The organism is Streptomyces sp. NPDC036984, from assembly GCF_055607665.1.
Genome location: NZ_JBVJRL010000019.1, coordinates 127950 through 145574, shown reverse-complemented (window position 1 = coordinate 145574; position 17625 = coordinate 127950). Strand labels below are relative to the sequence as shown.

General features: G+C 71.6%; 15 protein-coding genes. 7 read left to right on the top strand and 8 right to left on the bottom strand.

The genetic code is table 11. The features are described from left to right. Nucleotides 1–130: 130 nt before the first annotated feature. Nucleotides 131–1090, bottom strand: coding sequence for an aa3-type cytochrome oxidase subunit II (ctaC, locus tag ACZ7DL_RS29555; RefSeq protein WP_470778704.1), 960 nt, complete (start codon nt 1088–1090; stop codon nt 131–133). Between the two features lie 281 nt (nt 1091–1371). Between ctaC and ACZ7DL_RS29550 the strand changes: the two genes are divergently transcribed. Then, nucleotides 1372–2754, top strand: a complete 1383-nt coding sequence (locus ACZ7DL_RS29550; RefSeq protein ID WP_470778703.1) for an aminotransferase class V-fold PLP-dependent enzyme — start codon at nt 1372–1374, stop codon at nt 2752–2754. Nucleotides 2755–2893: 139 nt separating this feature from the next. On the opposite strand, the gene ACZ7DL_RS29545 is transcribed toward ACZ7DL_RS29550, so the two are convergent. Then, nucleotides 2894–3868: a carbohydrate kinase family protein gene (locus tag ACZ7DL_RS29545; protein ID WP_470778701.1), complete on the bottom strand. Its 975-nt coding sequence runs from the start codon at nt 3866–3868 to the stop codon at nt 2894–2896. Between the two features lie 130 nt (nt 3869–3998). Between ACZ7DL_RS29545 and ACZ7DL_RS29540 the strand changes: the two genes are divergently transcribed. Further along, the gene (locus ACZ7DL_RS29540) at nt 3999–4208 is read left to right on the top strand and encodes a hypothetical protein (protein WP_470778699.1); all 210 of its coding nucleotides are present in this window, start codon (nt 3999–4001) and stop codon (nt 4206–4208) included. A gap of 125 nt (nt 4209–4333) precedes the next feature. Beyond that, the gene (locus tag ACZ7DL_RS29535) at nt 4334–5875 is read left to right on the top strand and encodes a hypothetical protein (protein WP_470778698.1); all 1542 of its coding nucleotides are present in this window, start codon (nt 4334–4336) and stop codon (nt 5873–5875) included. Nucleotides 5876–5967: 92 nt separating this feature from the next. Here ACZ7DL_RS29535 and ACZ7DL_RS29530 read toward each other — a convergent pair whose 3' ends face one another. Continuing rightward, complete coding sequence (locus ACZ7DL_RS29530) at nt 5968–6324, bottom strand: HesB/IscA family protein (RefSeq protein ID WP_004001854.1); 357 nt, start codon at nt 6322–6324, stop codon at nt 5968–5970. A 259-nt stretch (nt 6325–6583) separates the two neighbouring features. Here ACZ7DL_RS29530 and nadA point away from each other — a divergent pair, with 259 nt between their 5' ends. After that, on the top strand, nt 6584–7768 hold the full coding sequence (gene nadA / locus ACZ7DL_RS29525) for a quinolinate synthase NadA (RefSeq protein ID WP_356162440.1): 1185 nt from the start codon (nt 6584–6586) through the stop codon (nt 7766–7768). A 67-nt stretch (nt 7769–7835) separates the two neighbouring features. Here the strand turns inward: nadA and ACZ7DL_RS29520 are convergent, their stop codons facing one another. The 3 genes from ACZ7DL_RS29520 to ACZ7DL_RS29510 form a co-directional block, all read right to left on the bottom strand. Further along, nucleotides 7836–10943, bottom strand: coding sequence for an efflux RND transporter permease subunit (locus ACZ7DL_RS29520; protein WP_470778695.1), 3108 nt, complete (start codon nt 10941–10943; stop codon nt 7836–7838). A gap of 159 nt (nt 10944–11102) precedes the next feature. Beyond that, on the bottom strand, nt 11103–11783 hold the full coding sequence (locus tag ACZ7DL_RS29515; RefSeq protein WP_470778693.1) for a response regulator: 681 nt from the start codon (nt 11781–11783) through the stop codon (nt 11103–11105). Then, nucleotides 11780–13072, bottom strand: a complete 1293-nt coding sequence (locus ACZ7DL_RS29510) for a sensor histidine kinase (RefSeq protein WP_470778691.1) — start codon at nt 13070–13072, stop codon at nt 11780–11782. The genes ACZ7DL_RS29515 and ACZ7DL_RS29510 overlap by 4 nt, the downstream gene beginning before the upstream one ends. A 376-nt stretch (nt 13073–13448) precedes the next feature. Here ACZ7DL_RS29510 and ACZ7DL_RS29505 point away from each other — a divergent pair, with 376 nt between their 5' ends. Beyond that, a complete protein-coding gene (locus ACZ7DL_RS29505) occupies nt 13449–14819 on the top strand; it encodes a DUF3616 domain-containing protein (protein ID WP_470778690.1) in 1371 nt (456 codons plus the stop codon). Between the two features lie 15 nt (nt 14820–14834). On the opposite strand, the gene pspAA is transcribed toward ACZ7DL_RS29505, so the two are convergent. Next, complete coding sequence (pspAA, locus tag ACZ7DL_RS29500; protein ID WP_470778689.1) at nt 14835–15113, bottom strand: PspA-associated protein PspAA; 279 nt, start codon at nt 15111–15113, stop codon at nt 14835–14837. A 33-nt stretch (nt 15114–15146) separates the two neighbouring features. Continuing rightward, nucleotides 15147–15926 carry a PspA/IM30 family protein gene (locus ACZ7DL_RS29495; protein ID WP_078611732.1) on the bottom strand — a complete coding sequence of 260 codons (780 nt, stop codon included), beginning with the start codon at nt 15924–15926 and terminating at the stop codon, nt 15147–15149. Between the two features lie 247 nt (nt 15927–16173). Here ACZ7DL_RS29495 and ACZ7DL_RS29490 point away from each other — a divergent pair, with 247 nt between their 5' ends. Together ACZ7DL_RS29490 and ACZ7DL_RS29485 are read left to right on the top strand one after the other, a co-directional pair. Next, entirely contained in the window at nt 16174–16800 is a 627-nt protein-coding gene (locus tag ACZ7DL_RS29490; RefSeq protein ID WP_470778687.1) for a DUF3043 domain-containing protein, read from the top strand. Nucleotides 16801–16883: 83 nt separating this feature from the next. Continuing rightward, entirely contained in the window at nt 16884–17585 is a 702-nt protein-coding gene (locus ACZ7DL_RS29485; RefSeq protein ID WP_470778712.1) for a class I SAM-dependent methyltransferase, read from the top strand. Nucleotides 17586–17625: the final 40 nt, after the last annotated feature.

Sequence of the window (17625 nt, the reverse complement as noted above, 5' to 3'; positions counted from 1 at the left end):
CCGATCGTCTTGTGGTCGGTGGTCGTCAGCCACTTGACCACGACATTGCCGGGCTGCTTGCGCCGGACCGGCAGCTCGTTCTCGTACGAGTCCTCAGCTGCCGCGGCACCCTGGGGTTCGTTGAGGATGCTCACAGGTTGTTCGTCCTCTGGTTCTTCTCGTGGCTCGTCTGCGCGATGCCGGCCGGGATGTAACCGGTCTGCCCCTTCTGCGCGAGCTCCTTGAGGTGCTGCTCGTAGCGCTCCGGGGAGACGACCTTCACGTTGAACAGCATCCGAGAGTGGTCCACGCCGCAGAGCTCGGCGCACTTGCCGAGGAAGGTGCCCTCCTTGTTGGGAGTCACCTGGAAGGCGTTGGTGTGGCCCGGGATGACGTCCTGCTTCATCAGGAACGGCACCACCCAGAAGGAGTGGATGACGTCACGCGAGGTGAGGACGAAACGGACCGTCTTGCCCTTGGGCAGCCAGAGCGTCGGACCGGGATTGTGCGTCTGCGGGTTCCGCGTACCGGGCGTACCGACGTCGTAGACACCGCCGGCCTTCGCCGGGAACTGGTCCTTCAACCGGTCCGGAATGGCTTCCAGGTTCTTGTCGGTCCTGGCATCGCCGGTGGAACCGGGGACGCTCTCGATGTAGTTGAAGCCCCAGCTCCACTGGAAGCCGACCACGTTCACCGTGACGTCGGGCTTCTTCGAGGTGTCCAGGAGCTTCGACTCGTCCCGGGCCGTGAAGTAGAAGAGCACCGAGATGATGATGATCGGGACCACCGTGTACAGGGCCTCGATCGGCATGTTGTACCGGGTCTGCGGAGGAACCTCGACCTTGGTGCGGCTGCGCCGGTGGAAGAGGGCACTCCACAGGATCAGGCCCCACACCAGCACGCCGACGGCGAGCGCGGCAGCCCAGGAGCCCTGCCACAGGGAGAGGATCCGCGGAGCCTCTTCCGTGGTCGGGGTGGGCATGCCAAGGCGGGGGAAGTCCTTGTATGTGCAACCGGTTGCGGTCGCCAGGACCAGGCCCGCGGTCAGTGCCTGCAGCAGCTTCCGCCGCATCGGGCGCCGCGGCGAGCGGTCGGAGCCGTTGGGACTCACGTAGCGCCTTCCCGAGAGTCTCGCCCGCGCGGTCGGCTGCGGCCTTCTCGCTGGTCGGTCGCCGCCCTGCGTCGGGCAGGGGTTTGGATGTTTATGCGGACCAAACCCTAGCCGACGCTCTTCGAGGCTTCGCGGGGAGGGGGGCATACGCGTCGCCTGTCACTCTGTCGGGGTGGAGATGGGTGCCTAATAGCTCGGGTTGTGGCGGTTTGACGTGCGGCTGAGGGTGAGTGCCGGGTTCTCGCGCCCCTCCACTCCCACCTGCGCTTTAACGTTGACCTGTGTCCTACTTCGACGCCGCCTCCGCCGCCCCTCTCCACCCGGTTGCCCGTCAGGCTCTGTTGGCCTCCCTGGACGACGGGTGGGCCGATCCCGCTCGGCTGTACCGGGAGGGCCGGAAGGCCCGCATCCTGCTGGACGCCGCCCGGGAGGCGGCCGCCGAGGCCGTCGGGTGCCGGGCGGACGAGGTGGTGTTCACCTCGTCCGGGACCCGGGCCGTACACACGGGGATCGCGGGGGCGTTGGCCGGGCGGCGTCGGGTGGGACGCCACCTGATCGTGTCTGCGGTCGAACATTCCTCCGTACTCCATTCGGCGGAGGTGTTCGAGGCAGAGGGCGGGACCGTCACCCAGGTGGCCGTGAACCGGGCCGGGGCCGTCACCGCGGCGGCGTACGAGGGCGCGCTACGGCCCGACACCGCGCTGGCCTGTCTCCAGTCGGCCAACCACGAGGTGGGCACCGTGCAGCCGGTGGCCGAGGTGGCCGAGGTGTGCCGAGCGGCCGGTGTGCCGCTGCTGGTGGACGGAGCGCAGTCGCTGGGGTGGGGGCCGGTCGAGGGTGACTGGTCGCTGCTGGCGGCCAGCGCGCACAAGTGGGGCGGGCCGTCGGGGGTCGGGCTGCTCGTCGTACGCAAGGGGGTGCGGTTCGCCGCCCAAGGGCCGGTGGACGAGCGGGAGTCGGGCCGGGCGCCCGGGTTCGAGAACCTCCCGGCGATCGTGGCGGCCGTGGCCTCGCTGCGCGCGGTACGGGCCGAGGCGGCCCAGGAGGCGGAACGGCTGCGGGAGCTGACGGGGCGGATCCGGACCCGGGTGCCGGAGCTGGTGGCGGACGTGGAGGTGGTCGGCGACGCCGAGCGCCGACTGCCCGGGATCGTCACCTTCTCCTGCCTGTACGTCGATGGCGAGGCGCTGCTGCACGAGCTGGACCGGGCGGGCTTCTCGGTCTCCTCCGGCTCCTCCTGCACGAGCAGCACGCTGACGCCCAGCCATGTGCTGAAGGCGATGGGGGTGCTGAGCGAGGGGAACGTACGCGTGTCCCTGCCGGCGGGGGCGGCCGAGGAGGACGTGGAGCGGTTCCTGGAGGTGCTGCCGGGGGCCGTCACGGGCGTGCGGGAGAAGCTGGGGGCGCCGGCGCCGGCACCGGCCGCACAGGCGGGCCCGGGGGAACTGGTCGTCGACTCCCTCGGCAAGCGCTGCCCGATCCCCGTCATCGAGCTGGCGAAGGTGTTCGGGCAGGTACCGGTGGGCGGGACCGTCCGGGTCCTCTCCGACGACGAGGCGGCCCGGCTCGACATCCCGGCGTGGTGCGAGATGCGGGGGCAGGAGTACGTGGGCGAGGAACCGGCGGAGCGGGGCACGGCGTACGTGGTGCGCCGGGTGAGCTGAGCGGGGCACGGGGCGGAGCCCCAAAAGGGGCGCGGGGGCTGTGTTCGACATGCGGCTCCGCCGCGTGGCGCGACCAGCCCCCCACGCACCCTCGGTCGACCACGGCAAAACCGAGGCGGGCGCCTGGCCGACGGGCACCTCAGCCGAGGTGAGCCTGCACCTCCTCAGCGGCAGCGTCCCCGTACGCCTTGGTGAACCGCTCCATGAAGTGCCCGCGCCGCAGCTGGTACTCCTGGGTCCCCACCGTCTCGATGACGAGGGTCGCCAGCATGCACCCGATCTGCGCCGCGCGCTCCAGGGAGACGCCCCAGACGAGGCCGGACAGGAAGCCCGCGCGGAAGGCGTCGCCGACGCCGGTGGGGTCGGCCTTGCGCTCCTCCTCCGGGCAGCCGACCTCGATCGGGTCCTCGCCGACCCGTTCGATGCGCACGCCGCGCGAGCCGAGCGTGGTCACGCGGTGGCCGACCCTGGCCAGGATCTCCGCGTCGGTCCAGCCGGTCTTGGACTCGATCAGGCCCTTCTCGTACTCGTTGGAGAAGAGGTAGGTCGCGCCGTCGAGCAGGACCCGGATCTCGTCGCCCTCCATGCGGGCGATCTGCTGGGAGAAGTCGGCGGCGAACGGAATGTTCCGGGTGCGGCACTCCTCGGTGTGGCGGAGCATCGCCTCAGGGTCGTCGGCCCCGATGAGGACCAGGTCGAGGCCGCCCACCCGGTCGGCGACGGTCTTCAGCTCGATCAGCCGGGCCTCGCTCATGGCGCCGGTGTAGAAGGAGCCGATCTGGTTGTGGTCGGCGTCCGTGGTGCAGACGAAACGGGCGGTGTGCAGGGTCTCGGAGATGCGGACCGAGTCGGTGTCCACACCGTGCCGGTCGAGCCACGCCCGGTACTCGTCGAAATCGAAGCCGGCGGCGCCGACGAGGATCGGCCCGGTGCCGAGCTGTCCCATGCCGAAAGCGATGTTGGCGCCCACACCTCCACGGCGTACGTCGAGGTTGTCGACCAGGAAGGAGAGTGAAACCGTGTGCAGTTGGTCCGCTACGAACTGGTCGGCGAAGCGGCCGGGAAAGGTCATGAGGTGGTCAGTGGCGATGGAGCCGGTGACTGCGATGCGCACGACGCAAAATCTCCTGCGGGAGGCTGGGTTGACAGTTCACGCTACCCGCTCGGAAGCTCCCGCTGTAGCTGGAAAAACTACCCGATAGTAGCTCTTTCTTCGCACTGTGTGCCGTGTCTACGGTGCCGTCATGACGAACCTCAAGGGCATCTCCCCCGCTCCGGCCGACCTCGACGGCGATCTTGCCGCGCTGCGCGGCGACTGCGCCCGGATGGCTCCGCACTGGGCGGTCCCGGAGCACGCCGAGCCCCGGCCGGTGCCGCCGTCCCTCATCCACGGGGTGAGCGTGCCGACGCGGTCCGCCCGGCTGCTGGACGCGATGTCGGACTACGGCGACTGACCCGCGAGGTACGACTCGCGGCCCGCACCCCGGGTGTGGGCCGGGGAACCGTGCGCTCCCCTCCCGCGTCCCACCGCCGTACCCCGCGCAGGGGATGCGGCGACGACCCAGCGAGGAGCGATGCGGTGAACACCGAGCGGCCTGAGGAATCCGGGAACGCCGAGGTTCCGGAGACGTCCGAAGAACGTGCGGCCGGGGACGCGGGCGGCCGGGAGGGGCGGCGGCGGTCGTCCGCCGTCGTCGTGTCCGTCGCCGCCGCGGCCGTGCTGCTGGTCGGCGGCGGTGGGGCCTACCTCGCCGCCGGCGGCGGCCCGGGCGGGGGCACCGGCGGCCCGGCCGCGTCCGGCGGGGGCACTCCCCCGCCGCTCGCCCTGGACGGCTGGGCGAACGAGGGCACCGGCGGTATCGCGCCCGGTGAGCCGGATCCGTACGGCACCCGGTACGTGGCGCGCGGTGAGCTGCCGGACGGGCCCGGCTCGGCGCCGGTGTACGAGCCGCGGGCCGAGGTCGGCCGGCACCAGGTGGCCCGGCTGGCGAAGGCACTCGGGGTGGACGGGACGCCGGTGGCCGAGGGCCGGAACTGGCGGGTCGGCGGGCAGGACGGCCTGGGACCGAACCTCCAGGTGAGCCGGGACGCCCCGGGCAGCTGGACCTTCGACCGGTATGCGCCGGGCACCGACAACTGCCGGAAGGCGACCGTCTGCGGGCAGGACCCGGGCGCCCCGGCCGGCGACCCGGTGAGCGTGGCGGCGGCCGAGAAGGCGGCGGCGCCGGTGCTGAAGGCGGCCGGGCTGGACGACGCGAAGATCGACGCGAGCCAGGTCATGGGCGCCCGGCGGGTGGTCAACGCCGACCCGGTGATCGGCGGGCTGCCCACCTACGGCTGGACGACCGGCCTGACCGTCGACCGGAAGGGTGAGCTGGTCGGCGGGCACGGGCTGCTGAGCGCGCCGGTGAAGGGCGACACGTATCCGGTGCTGGGCGCACAGAAGACGCTGGAGCTGCTGAACGGGGCGGCGAAGGGCGGCCACCGGATGGGGATCGGCGGCTGTGCGAGCCCCATGCCGCTGAAGGACCGGCTGGAGCAGCCGTGCGGCGCGTCCACGGGGCTGCCGAAGCCGACGGCGGGCACCGTCACGGTGGAGAAGGCGGTGTTCGGGCTGGCCGCGCACTCCGTCGGCGGGCGGCAGACGCTGGTGCCGTCGTGGCTGTTCCAGGTGCGGGGGTCCACGGCGCCGGACGCGTTCACGGTGACGTACCCGGCGGTCGACCCGACGTACCTGGCCTCGCCGTCCGCGTCGTCGCCGTCGGCCTCGCCGTCGTCGCCGTCCTCGGCGCCGCAGACGCCCGGGGCGCCCGGGAAGACCCGGAGTGTGCGGGTGAACGCGTACACGGCGGACGGCCGGACGCTGAACCTCGGCTTCTACGGCGGGGTGTGCGCCGACTACAAGACGTCGGCGCGGGAGAGCGGCGGCCGGGTGACGGTGAAGGTCACCGAGAGGCCGTGGCCGGGCAAGGTGTGCGTGCTGATCGCCAAGGAGTACGTGAAGACGGTACGGCTGGACGCGCCGCTGGACGGGCGGACGGTGGTCGGCACCGACGGCAGGGCGATTGCGAAGGCGAAGCCGGGGTCCCTGCGGCCGGACGCCTCGGCGCAGCCGCGTTAGCCGGAGCGGGGAACGAAAAGGCGGGCAATGAAAAGGCGGCGGCCCCGGAAGGGACCGCCGCCTTTCTCATGCCGTCAGGCTCTGCCGCCGGCTCAGCTGAAGGAGTCGCCGCAGGCGCAGGAGCCGGTCGCGTTCGGGTTGTCGATCGTGAAGCCCTGCTTCTCGATCGTGTCCACGAAGTCGATGGTGGCGCCGCCCAGGTACGGAGCGCTCATGCGGTCCGTGACGACCTTGACCCCGCCGAAGTCCTTCTCGACGTCGCCGTCGAGCGAACGCTCGTCGAAGAAGAGCTGGTAGCGCAGGCCGGAGCAGCCGCCGGGCTGGACGGCGACGCGCAGCGCGAGGTCGTCGCGGCCTTCCTGGTCGAGCAGGGCCTTGACCTTGGACGCGGCGGCGTCGGTCAGGACGATGCCGTCGGTCACGGTGCTGGTCTCGTCCGATACGGACATCTACATCTCTCCCGGGTTGTACGGAGACTGCTTGCCGACGAGTGCAACCGGCGCTTCCGCGGATTCATTCCGGGCCGGGCAGTCACGTTGTCGCGTTTCTTCCTCCTCATGCTCGCACATGGCCGGGAAGCCGGACAGGATCCGGCAAGGGAGGTCGGCGGGATTCACGTCACATCGACGCTATGGCCATCGTCAAAGTGACGTGAACCAGTTATGATAGATAGCGTCAGTTAGACGAAAAGTAGAAAGGGTGCGTGACGTGACCACCGCCCAGACCCCGGAGCTCGACGTACAGCCGACTCCGCTCGCCCTGCTGCTGCTCGGCCGCGAGGCCGACCCGAAGAGCGAGCGGGGCGTCGAGTGCCCCGGTGACCTGCCGTCGCCGTCCGACCCCGACCTGGTCGAGCGTGCCCGCGCGGCCAAGGAGAAGCTCGGCGACAAGGTCTTCGTGCTCGGTCACCACTACCAGCGCGACGAGGTCATCCAGTTCGCCGACGTCACGGGCGACTCCTTCAAGCTGGCCCGGGACGCGGCCGCGCGCCCGGAGGCCGAGTACATCGTCTTCTGCGGTGTGCACTTCATGGCCGAATCGGCGGACATCCTGACCTCCGACGACCAGAAGGTCGTCCTGCCCGACCTCGCCGCCGGCTGCTCGATGGCCGACATGGCGACGGCCGAGCAGGTCGCGGAGTGCTGGGACGTGCTGACCGAGGCCGGGATAGCCGAGCAGGTGGTCCCCGTCTCGTACATGAACTCCTCCGCCGACATCAAGGCGTTCACCGGCAAGCACGGGGGCACCATCTGCACCTCGTCCAACGCCAAGCGCGCCCTGGACTGGGCCTTCGAGCAGGGTGAAAAAGTCCTGTTCCTGCCCGACCAGCACCTGGGCCGCAACACCGCCGTCCGGGACATGGGCATGTCCCTGGACGACTGTGTGGTCTACAACCCGCACAAGCCGAACGGCGGGCTTACGGCGGACGAGCTGCGCGCCGCGAAGATGATCCTGTGGCGCGGCCACTGCTCGGTCCACGGCCGCTTCAGCCTGGACTCGGTCAACGACGTCCGCGAGCGCATCCCGGGTGTGAACGTCCTCGTCCACCCCGAGTGCAAGCACGAGGTCGTGGCCGCGGCGGACTACGTCGGCTCGACCGAGTACATCATCAAGGCGCTGGAGGCGGCCCCGGCCGGCTCCAAGTGGGCGATCGGCACCGAGCTGAACCTGGTCCGCCGCCTGGCGAACCGTTTCGCGCCCGAGGGCAAGGAGATCGTCTTCCTCGACAAGACGGTCTGCTTCTGCTCGACCATGAACCGCATCGACCTGCCCCACCTGGTCTGGGCCCTGGAGTCCCTGGCCGAGGGCAACCTGGTCAACCGGATCGAGGTCGACAAGGAGACGGAGGCGTTCGCCAAGCTGGCGCTGGAGCGGATGCTGGCGCTGCCGTAGCCTCCGGCGGTCGTGACCCGCGACAAGGGGGCCGCACCTCGCGGTGCGGCCCCCTTTCGTCATGCGGCTAGACCTGCGCCGGCTGCGGTTCCTCGGAAGCCTCCGCCGTCGGCTGCCGCTTCGCCGCCCGCTTCTTCGCCCGGCGCTCCTTGCGGAGCTCCAGCATCGCGTAGAGCGTCGGGACGAGGAGCAGGGTGAGGAGGGTGGAGGTGATCAGGCCGCCGATGACGACCACCGCCAGTGGCTGGGCGATGAAGCCGCCCTCGCCGGTGACCCCCAGGGCCATCGGGAGCAGGGCGAAGATGGTCGCCAGGGCCGTCATGAGGATCGGGCGCAGGCGGTGCCGGCCGCCCTCGACCACGGCTTCCACCACGCCGTAGCCCTGTCCGCGGTACTGGTTGATCAGGTCGATCAGCACGATCGCGTTGGTCACCACGATGCCGATCAGCATCAGCATGCCGATCATCGCGGGCACGCCCATCGGGGTGCCGGTGGCGACCAGCAGGCCGATCGCGCCCGTCGCCGCGAACGGGATGGAGACCAGCAGGATCAGCGGCTGGGCCAGCGAGCGGAAGGTCGCGACCAGCAGCATGAAGACGATCGCGATGGCCGCCAGCATGGCCAGGCCCAGGTTCCTGAACGCGTCGTCCTGGTCGGAGGAGACCCCGCCGATCGCGGCCGTGGCGCCCGCCGGGAGCTTCAGGGCCTTGATCTTCGACTGGAGCTTGGCGCTGATGGCGCCCGTGTTGTCGCCCGTCGGCCTGGCCGTGATCGTCGCGGCGCGCTGCCCGTCGATGCGGGTCATGGAGACCGGGCCGTCCACCAGCCTCACCGTGGCGACGTCGGCGAGCCGCACCGGGCCGAGGCGCAGCTTCTTCAGCTCGGCCAGCGTGGTCGCGGGCTTCGCCGACCGTACGACGACGTCCCGCTCGGTGTCGTCGAGGACCGCCTCGGCCGCCGTCGTACCGCGCACGGCCTGGGCGACCGCGGCGCCCAGCTTCTGGTCGTCGAACCCGGCGGCCGCCGCCTTCGCGTTCGCCCTGACCGAGATCCGGGGCACGCTCTGCGCGAGGTCGCTGGTGACGTCGGTGACGTGGTCGAGGCCGGCGACCGTGGAGCGGACCTGCTCCGCCGCCGTCCGCAGCACCCTCGGGTCGGACGCCTTCACGACCACGCTCAGGTCCTGGTTGCCGAAGCCGTCACCGGCCGACACGGTCGTCGTACCGATGCCCTTCAGCTTCGTCAGGCCGTCCTCGATGTGCCGCTGGACGTCGTCGTGGGACGCCGAGTCCGTCAGCATCACCTGGTACGACGCCTGGTTGGTGTCCGTGCCGCCGCCGAAGGCGGCCATGAAGCCGGACGAGCCGACCGTGACCTGGTAGTCCTTGACGCCGTCGGTGGAGTCGAGCAGCTTCTCCACCCGCCTGGCCTGCGCGTCGGTGGCCGCGAGGCTGGTGCCGGGCTTCAGCTCCTGCTTGACGGTGAGAACCTCCTGCTCGCCCTGGTCGAAGAAGTTCGTCTTCAGCAGGCCGCCCATGCCGAAGGTGACGACCAGGACCACGAGCGCGATCAGCACGCTGGTGAGGCGGCGGCGGGTGGCGAACAGCAGGACGGGCACGTAAGCGCGCTGAAGCCGGCTGTTCGCCTCCTTCTCCTCGGCCTTCCGGCGGGCCTCCGCCGCGTCCTCCGGGGTGCCCTTCGGGGCGCGCAGGAACCAGTACGACAGCACCGGCACGACCGTCAGCGACACCAGGAGCGAGGCCAGCAGGGCCGCCGTGACCGTGATGCTGAACGAGCCGAACAGGGCGCCCACCATGCCGCCGACCAGGCCGATCGGCAGGAACACGGCGACCGTGGTGAGGGTGGAGGAGGTGACCGCGCCGGCCACCTCGCGCACCGCGGTGAGGATCGCCTCCCGGCGCTCCTCGCCGTAGCCGAGGTGCCGCTTGATGTTCTCCAGGACGACGATCGAGTCGTCCACGACCCGGCCGATGGCGATGGTCAGCGCGCCCAGCGTGAGCATGTTCAGCGACAGGCCGCGCGTCCACAGCACGAGCAGGGCGAGGACCACGGACAGCGGGATGGACACCGCCGTGACCAGGGTCGAGCGGACGGACGCCAGGAAGACCAGGATCACCAGGACCGCGAAGAGCAGGCCGAGCGCGCCCTCCGTGGTCAGGCCCTTGATCGACTTGGACACGGCCGGGCCCTGGTCGCTGACGACCGTGAGCTTCGCGCCGGAGCCGAGGTCCGCGCGCAGGCCGGGCAGCTTGTCCTCGACCGCGTTCGAGATGGAGACCGCGCTGCCGTCGTGGTCCATGGTGACGTTGACGGCGAGGCTGGGCCTGCCGTCGGTGCGGGTGATCGAGTCGGCCGGGGCCGGCTGCTCCTTGACGGCGGCCACATCACCGAGGCGCACCGGCCGCTCGGTGCCCTCGCCGGTGACCCTGAGGTCCTTGATCTGCTGCAGCGAGGTGAAGCCGCCGCCGACCTGGACGGTACGGCCCATGCCCTCCTCGTCGAAGGAGCCGGCCGGGACGGTGGCGCCGCCCGCCTGGAGCGCCTGGCCGAGGGCCGCCGGGGTGAGGCCGGCCCGCGCGAGCTTCGCGTCGTCGGGGGTGACGGTGACCTGGAGGTCGCGGACGCCCATGACCTGGACGCGGCCGACGCCGTCGATGTCCTTCAGGGCCGGTACGACCGTGGTGTCGAGCTGGTCGGCGAGGGCCTGCTGGTCCTTGTCCGAGGTGACGGCGAGGACGACGGTCGGCATGTCGTCCGTGGAGCCGGAGACGACCTGCGGGTCGACGTCGTCCGGGAGCCGGTTGCGAGCCCGGTTCACGGCCTGCTGGACGTCCGAGACGATCCGCTTGGTGTCGTTGCCGTAGTCGAAGGACGCCATGATCACGGCGTTGCCCTCGCTCGCGGTGGAGGTGACACCGGTGACGCCGTCGACGCCCTGGAGGTTGTCCTCGATGGGCTCGACGACCTGCTTCTCGACCACGTCGGGTGAGGCGCCCTGGTACGGCGCGATCACCGAGACCATGGGCAGTTCTATGGTGGGCAGCAGCTGCTGCTTGATCTGGGGTATCGCGATCAGCCCGAAGGCGAGCGCGATGAGCGACACGAGCCCGACGAGGGCCCGTTGCGCGAGGCTGAATCTCGACAGCCAGGACATGGATCAGGGTCTCTCTTCTGTGAGCGGCAGAAGCGGCGAAGGGACGCGGACGAGCGCCCACCCTCACACCCTGAGCCATGCCGGAGGGCCGATCCGTAGGCCCCAGGTCCCTTTCCTGCTCCGGTCCTCTACTGCGCGCGCAGTACGCGGGGGTGGAGATCAGTCCGTCCTCGGACGTACCAGCCCGGACTCGTAGGCGATCACGACCAGCTGGGCCCGGTCCCGCGCGCCCAGCTTGGCCATGGCCCGGTTGACGTGCGTCTTCACCGTCAGCGGGCTGACCTCCAGGCGCTCGGCGATCTCGTCGTTGGAGTGGCCGCCGGCGACCTGGACGAGGACCTCCCGCTCTCGCCCGGTGAGCGCGCCGAGCCGCTCCGCACGGGCGGAGTCGGGGCCGTCGCCGTCGTCGCCCCGGGCGAGGAAGCGGGCGATCAGGCCCTTGGTGGCGGCGGGCGACAGCAGGGCCTCGCCGCCCGCCGCGACCCGGATGGCGTTCAGCAGCTCCTCCGGCTCGCTGCCCTTGCCGAGGAAGCCGGAGGCGCCGGCGCGCAGCGCCTGGACGACGTAGTCGTCCACCTCGAAGGTGGTCAGGATGACCACGCGGACCTGTGCGAGGGCCGGGTCGGCGCTGATCAGGCGGGTGGCGGCGAGGCCGTCGGTGCCGGGCATCCGGATGTCCATGAGGACGACGTCGGGCGCGTGCTCCCCGGCCAGCCGGACCGCTTCCGCACCGTCGGACGCCTCCCCCACCACCTCCATGTCGGACTCGGAGTCGACCAGCACCCGGAACGCGCTGCGCAGCAGTGCCTGGTCGTCGGCGAGCAGGACACGGATGGTCATACGGGCTCTCCCGGGGCCGGCGTACGGGTTTCGGTACCGGTGTCGGTACCGGTCTCGGTACGGGTGTCGGTGCGGGTGTCAGTACGGATCTCGGTGCGGGTGTCGACCGGCAGGATCGCATGGACGCGGAAGCCGCCGCCGTAGCGGGGTCCGGTGGTCAGCGTGCCGCCGAGGGCGGTGACCCGCTCGCGCATGCCGAGCAGTCCGTGCCCGCCGCCGGCCTCCGGGGCGGCGGCCCCGCCCGGCCCGTCGTCCAGGACGGTGACCTCGATGCCCGGTCCCACGCGTACGACGCTGACCTCGGCCTCGGCACCCCGCCCCGCGTGCTTCTGCACGTTGGTCAGGGCCTCCTGCACGATCCGGTAGGCGGCCAGGTCCACCGCGGCGGGCAGTTCGGTGCCCTGGTCGGCGCGGGCCACGGCCACCGGCAGGCCGGCGCTGCGGAAGGTGTCGGCCAGCTCCTCCAGGCGGCTCAGGCCCGGCGCGGGCTCGGTGGGCGCCGCGGGGTCGCCGGACTGGCGCAGCAGGCCGACCGTGGCACGGAGTTCGTCGAGCGCGCTGCGGCTGGCCTCGCGGACGTGCGCGAGGGCCTCCTTGGCCTGGTCGGGCCGCTTGTCCATGACATGGGCGGCGACGCCGGCCTGCACGTTCACCAAGGCGATGTGGTGCGCCACGACGTCGTGCAGATCGCGGGCGATGCGCAGCCGCTCCTCGGCGACCCGGCGGCGAGCCTCTTCCTCGCGGGTGCGTTCGGCGCGTTCGGCGCGGTCCCGGATGGCCTGCACGACCGCGCGGCGGCTGCGTACCGCGTCGCCCGCGGTGGCGCCGATGCCCGTCCAGGCGAGGACGCCCAGGTTCTCCTGGGCGTACCAGGGCAGCGGGCCGGCGAGCATGGCGGCGGCCGTCAGCACGGTCATGGTGAGCAGCCCGAGGCGCCAGGTGGTGGGGCGGTCGGTGGCCGAGGCGACGGTGTACAGGGCGACCACGGCGGACATGGCGACCGGGGCGCGCGGGTCGCCGGTGACGCACTCGATCAGGGAGACCGTGCCGGTGACGGCCAGGACCGTCCGCGGGGTGCGGCGGCGGAAGACGAGCGCCGCCGCGCCGACCAGTATGAGGAGGAGGCTGAGGGTGTCGGGGGTGCGGACGCCCCAGGTGACGCCGTGCGCGCCGCGGGGCACGACGAAGGAACCGGCGACCATGCAGACCAGCACGGCCGCCGCGAGGGCCGCGTCCAGCGCCAGGGGGTGGGCTCTGAGGCTGCACCGGGCGCGTTCGAGAGTGGTCACGGTGTGAACAGTACGGTTCCGGCCCGGGCCGGGAGCAAGATGCCGGTGGGGGCGCGCTCCCCTCTGGGCGCGCGGGAAACCGCCCGAGTGGTCACCATGGAGATGCGGCCGCCGGATCGCATCCGGCCCCGAGCCGTCAGGCGTCCGGTCGGCGACGGACCGTCGGCTGCCGGGCGCCCGGTCCGCCGACAGCCCGTCAGCTGTCAGGCGTCCGGTAGGCCGACAGCCCGTCAGCTGTCAGGCGCACGGTCCGCCGACAGCCCGTCAGCTGTTGGGTGTCCGGTCGGCCGACGGACCGTCGGGGGTCAGGCGCCGTTGGCCGAGCCCGCTCAGCCTTCTCCTCGACATCCGCGCCCCCGTCGATGAAAGGCACCCCATGCGCCGCCACTCACCGCTCTGGGCCGTCGCCGCTCTCACCCTGCTGTCGGCCACCGGCCCGGCCGGCTCCGCGCAGGCCGTCACCTACGGCACTCCGACGATCAAGCTGTCTGACGCCTATCTGTCCGGCGCCGTCGGCGGCACCGGGGACCCCACGGTCACCGTGACCGTCGCGCAGAGCGGCGCCGACGCCTCCGCGCTGACGGTCACGGCGACCAGGAGCACCGGGAGCACCGTGGCCGGCACCGCCGACGTGCACGTCACCGGCACCGCCGGCACCCGTACCGTCGCCGTCACCGCGCACGCCCAGGGCTACACCGACCTCGCCCTGAAGGTGACCGGTCTCGGCGGCAAGACGGCCACCACGACCCTGCACTACGCGGCATCCCCGGCCGTCCGGCACAGTGCCGACGCCCGCTACCAGACCGGAGCCTCGGACGCCTCGGCGGCCGTCGACGTGGGCGGCGGTCACTTCCTCGTCGCGAACGACGAGGACAACACCCTGCGCCTCTACGACGGCTCGGCCTCCGGCGCGCCCGTGCGCAGCTGGGACCTGGACGGTGCGCTGGGCGCCGACAAGGAGGCCGACATCGAGGGCGCGGCGCGGGTCGGCGACACGGTCTACTGGATCGGCTCGCTGGGCAACAACAAGGACGGCGAGTACAGGCCCGACCGGAACACCGTCTTCACCACGACCGTCTCCGGCTCCGGCGCCGCCACCCAGCTCGCCTTCGGCACCGCCGGGCACCGGCTGCGCGACGACCTGGTGGCCTGGGACGAGGCGCACGGCGACCGGTACGGCTTCGCCGCCGCCACGGCCACCGGGCAGACGCCGAAGCAGGCCGACGGCTTCAACGTCGAGGGGCTCGAGTTCGCCCCCGGTTCCACCACCACCGCCTACGTCGGCTTCCGCGCCCCGCTGGTGCCGCCGCCGGCCGGCGGAAAGGCGCTGATCGTGCCGGTCACGAACATGGACCGGGTGGCGCGCGGGGCCCAAGCCGCCTTCGGTACGCCGATCGAGCTGGACCTCGGCGGGCTGTCGATCCGCGATCTGCGCCGCAACGACGGGGGGCGGTATCTGATCCTCGCCGGTTCCTGGGCCGCCGACGACAACAGCGACCCGTACGTCCTCTACTCCTGGGACGGCATCGCCGGGCACCAGCCGGTGAAGGTGCTGGACCTGCCGACGGCGGACGCGGGCGGCTGGGAGTCCGTGGTGTCCGTGCCCGATCCGGTCGCCGCCGGCGCGCGGGTGCAGCTGATCACCGACGACGGGGCCGCCGACCTCTACGGCGACGGCACCGACGCGAAGGACCTCACCCACCCGGAGTGGCAGAAGTCCCGCACCACCTGGTTCACCCTGAGCTGAGAGCCGGGGGCGCGGTCAGCCGGGGATCAGTCCGTCGTCGCTGAGCATCTCCCGGACCTCGTCCAATGTCGCGTCCGGCGCCGGAAGGATCAGCTCGGAGGGTTCCAGCGCGTCGTCCGGCAGAGGGCTGCCGAGCCGGCGGACGGAGTCGAGGAGCGCGCCGAGCGTGTGGCGGAAGCCCTCCTGGTCGCCGCTCTCCAGCTCCTCCAGAAGCTCGTCGTCCAGCTTGTTCAGCTCGACGAAGTGGGAGTCGTCCAGCCTCACCTGGCCCTCCCCCATGATCCGTACGATCACGTCGGTCTCCTCGGCTCGGGACCCGGCGCCGGGCTACTGCTTGTCGAAGCGCGGGGTGTCCTGTGGCTGCTGCTGGGACTGCCCCTGCCCCGTGCCGCCCTCGATGGCCTGCTGCGGGGAGCCTCCGGCCAGTTCGGCCTTCATGCGCTGCAGTTCCAGCTCTACATCCGTACCACCGGAGAGCCGGTCCAGCTCGGCCTGGATGTCGTCCTTGTGCATGCCGGACTGGTCGTCCAGGGCACCGGAGGCGAGCAGTTCGTCGATGGCGCCGGCCCGGGCCTGGAGCTGGGCGGTCTTGTCCTCGGCGCGCTGGATGGCAAGGCCGACGTCGCCCATCTCCTCGGAAATGCCGGAGAACGCCTCGCCGATGCGGGTCTGGGCCTGGGCGGCGGTGTAGGTGGCCTTGATGGTCTCCTTCTTCGTACGGAAGGCGTCCACCTTGGCCTGGAGGCGCTGGGCCGCAAGGGTGAGCTTCTCCTCCTCGCCCTGGAGGGTGGCGTGCTGCGTCTCGAGGTCCGTCACCTGCTGCTGGAGGGCGGCGCGGCGGGACAACGCCTCGCGGGCCAGGTCCTCGCGGCCGAGCGCGAGCGCCTTGCGGCCCTGGTCCTCCAGCTTGGAGGACTGCTGCTGCAGCTGGTTGAGCTGGAGCTCCAGACGCTTGCGGCTGGTGGCCACGTCGGCGACGCCACGGCGGACCTTCTGGAGCAGCTCCAGCTGCTTCTGGTACGAGTAATCGAGGGTCTCGCGCGGGTCCTCGGCCCGGTCAAGGGCCTTGTTCGCCTTCGCGCGGAAGATCATCCCCATACGCTTCATGACACCGCTCATGGGCTTCGCGCGCCCCCTTCTGACGGACTCCAGCTCACCGATCCTGCGACAGGACCCACAGTACGGGCCCTGTCTCCATTACCGCACTGTTCGCGGGGTGATGCGCTCATCCCCGAGGACGACTGCGGACCGCACTGCTCCGGCGTAAGGAGTAGGTGATCCCACCGGAACGCCCCCCTGTGTCTCCCTGAAGACGTCCGGCGTTGCCGGATCGTTCCCCGCCGGACTGGGGTCCATGCCGGTGCAGCCCTTACCCTTGGGTTTTGTGTTCCGTAGCCGTGCCAAGGAAGAGAAGGCCCCCGCCGACAAGGCGGCGGTGACCGACTCCAAGCAGCCCCGTCACCCGCAGGCCCCCAAGGGCAGGCCCACGCCCAAGCGCAGTGAGGCCCAGACCCAGCGCCGCAGCGTGGCCAACACCCCGACGAACCGCAAGGAGGCCGCCAAGCGCCAGCGCGAGGAGCGGCGGCAGGCGCTGGAACGGCAGCGCCGTGCGCTGGCGGGCGGCGACGAGCGGTATCTGCCGGCCCGGGACAAGGGCCCGGTCCGCCGGTTCGCCCGGGACTGGGTGGACTCGCGGTTCAACGTGGCGGAGTTCTTCCTGCCGCTCGCCGTGGTCATCCTCGTGCTGAGCGTGGTGCGGGTGCCCGAGATCCAGAGCATCGCGCTGCTGCTGTGGCTCATCGTGATCGTGCTGATCGTGCTGGATGCGGCGGTCAGCGGCTTCCGTCTGAAGAAGCGGCTCAAGGAGCGCTTCCCCGACGAGAACACTCGTGGCGCCGTCGCCTACGCCCTGATGCGCTCCCTTCAGATGCGCCGGCTCCGGCTGCCGAAGCCGCAGGTCAAGCGCGGAGAGCGGCCCTGAGCGCTGACGCGTACACCGGGGGCGCGGCCGAGGCCCGGCCAAGCACGCTGGGCGGCCTGCGTGATGTCGTGAGCCAGGAACTGGTGGCCCGGCAGCTGGACGAGCAGATAGCCGGGCGGTTCCCCGTCGGGCGGCGGCTGCGGGTGCTCGACGTGGGCATGGGCCAGGGGACCCAGGCGCTGCGGCTGGCCCGGCTCGGCCACCAGGTGACCGGGGTCGAGCAGGACGCGACGATGATCGCCGCCGCCCGGGAGGCCGTGGCCCGGGAGCCGGAGGGCATCCGGGAGCGGGTCCGGCTGGTGCAGGGGGACGGGCGGGACACCGGCGTGCACTTCCTGCCGGGCAGCTTCGACGTGGTGCTGTGCCACGCCGTCCTGATGTACGTCGAGGAGCCCGACCCGCTGGTGGCGGGCCTGGCCCGGATGCTGGCCCCCGGCGGTCTGCTCTCCCTCCTGGTCCGCAACGGCGACGCGCTCGCCATGCGCCCGGGTCTCAGTGGTGACTGGGCGGGCGCCCTGGCCGCCTTCGACACCACCGCCTACCGCAACCGCCTCGGTGCGGACGTGCGCGCCGACCGGCTGGCGGCTCTCACCGCCACCCTCGCCGGCATCGCCGCCCCGCTGCACGCCTGGTACGGCGTCCGGGTCTTCACGGACACGGCGGCGGACGACGCGGCGATGCCCGACGACCTGGAGACGCTGCTCGTGGTCGAGGAGCGGGCCGGCCGCACGGACCCCTACCGCGGGGTGGCGGCGCTGCTGCATCTGTGCGGAGTACGCGGCTGAGCCCGGTCGGGGGAACAGCGCGGGCCGGTTGATCAGGCCA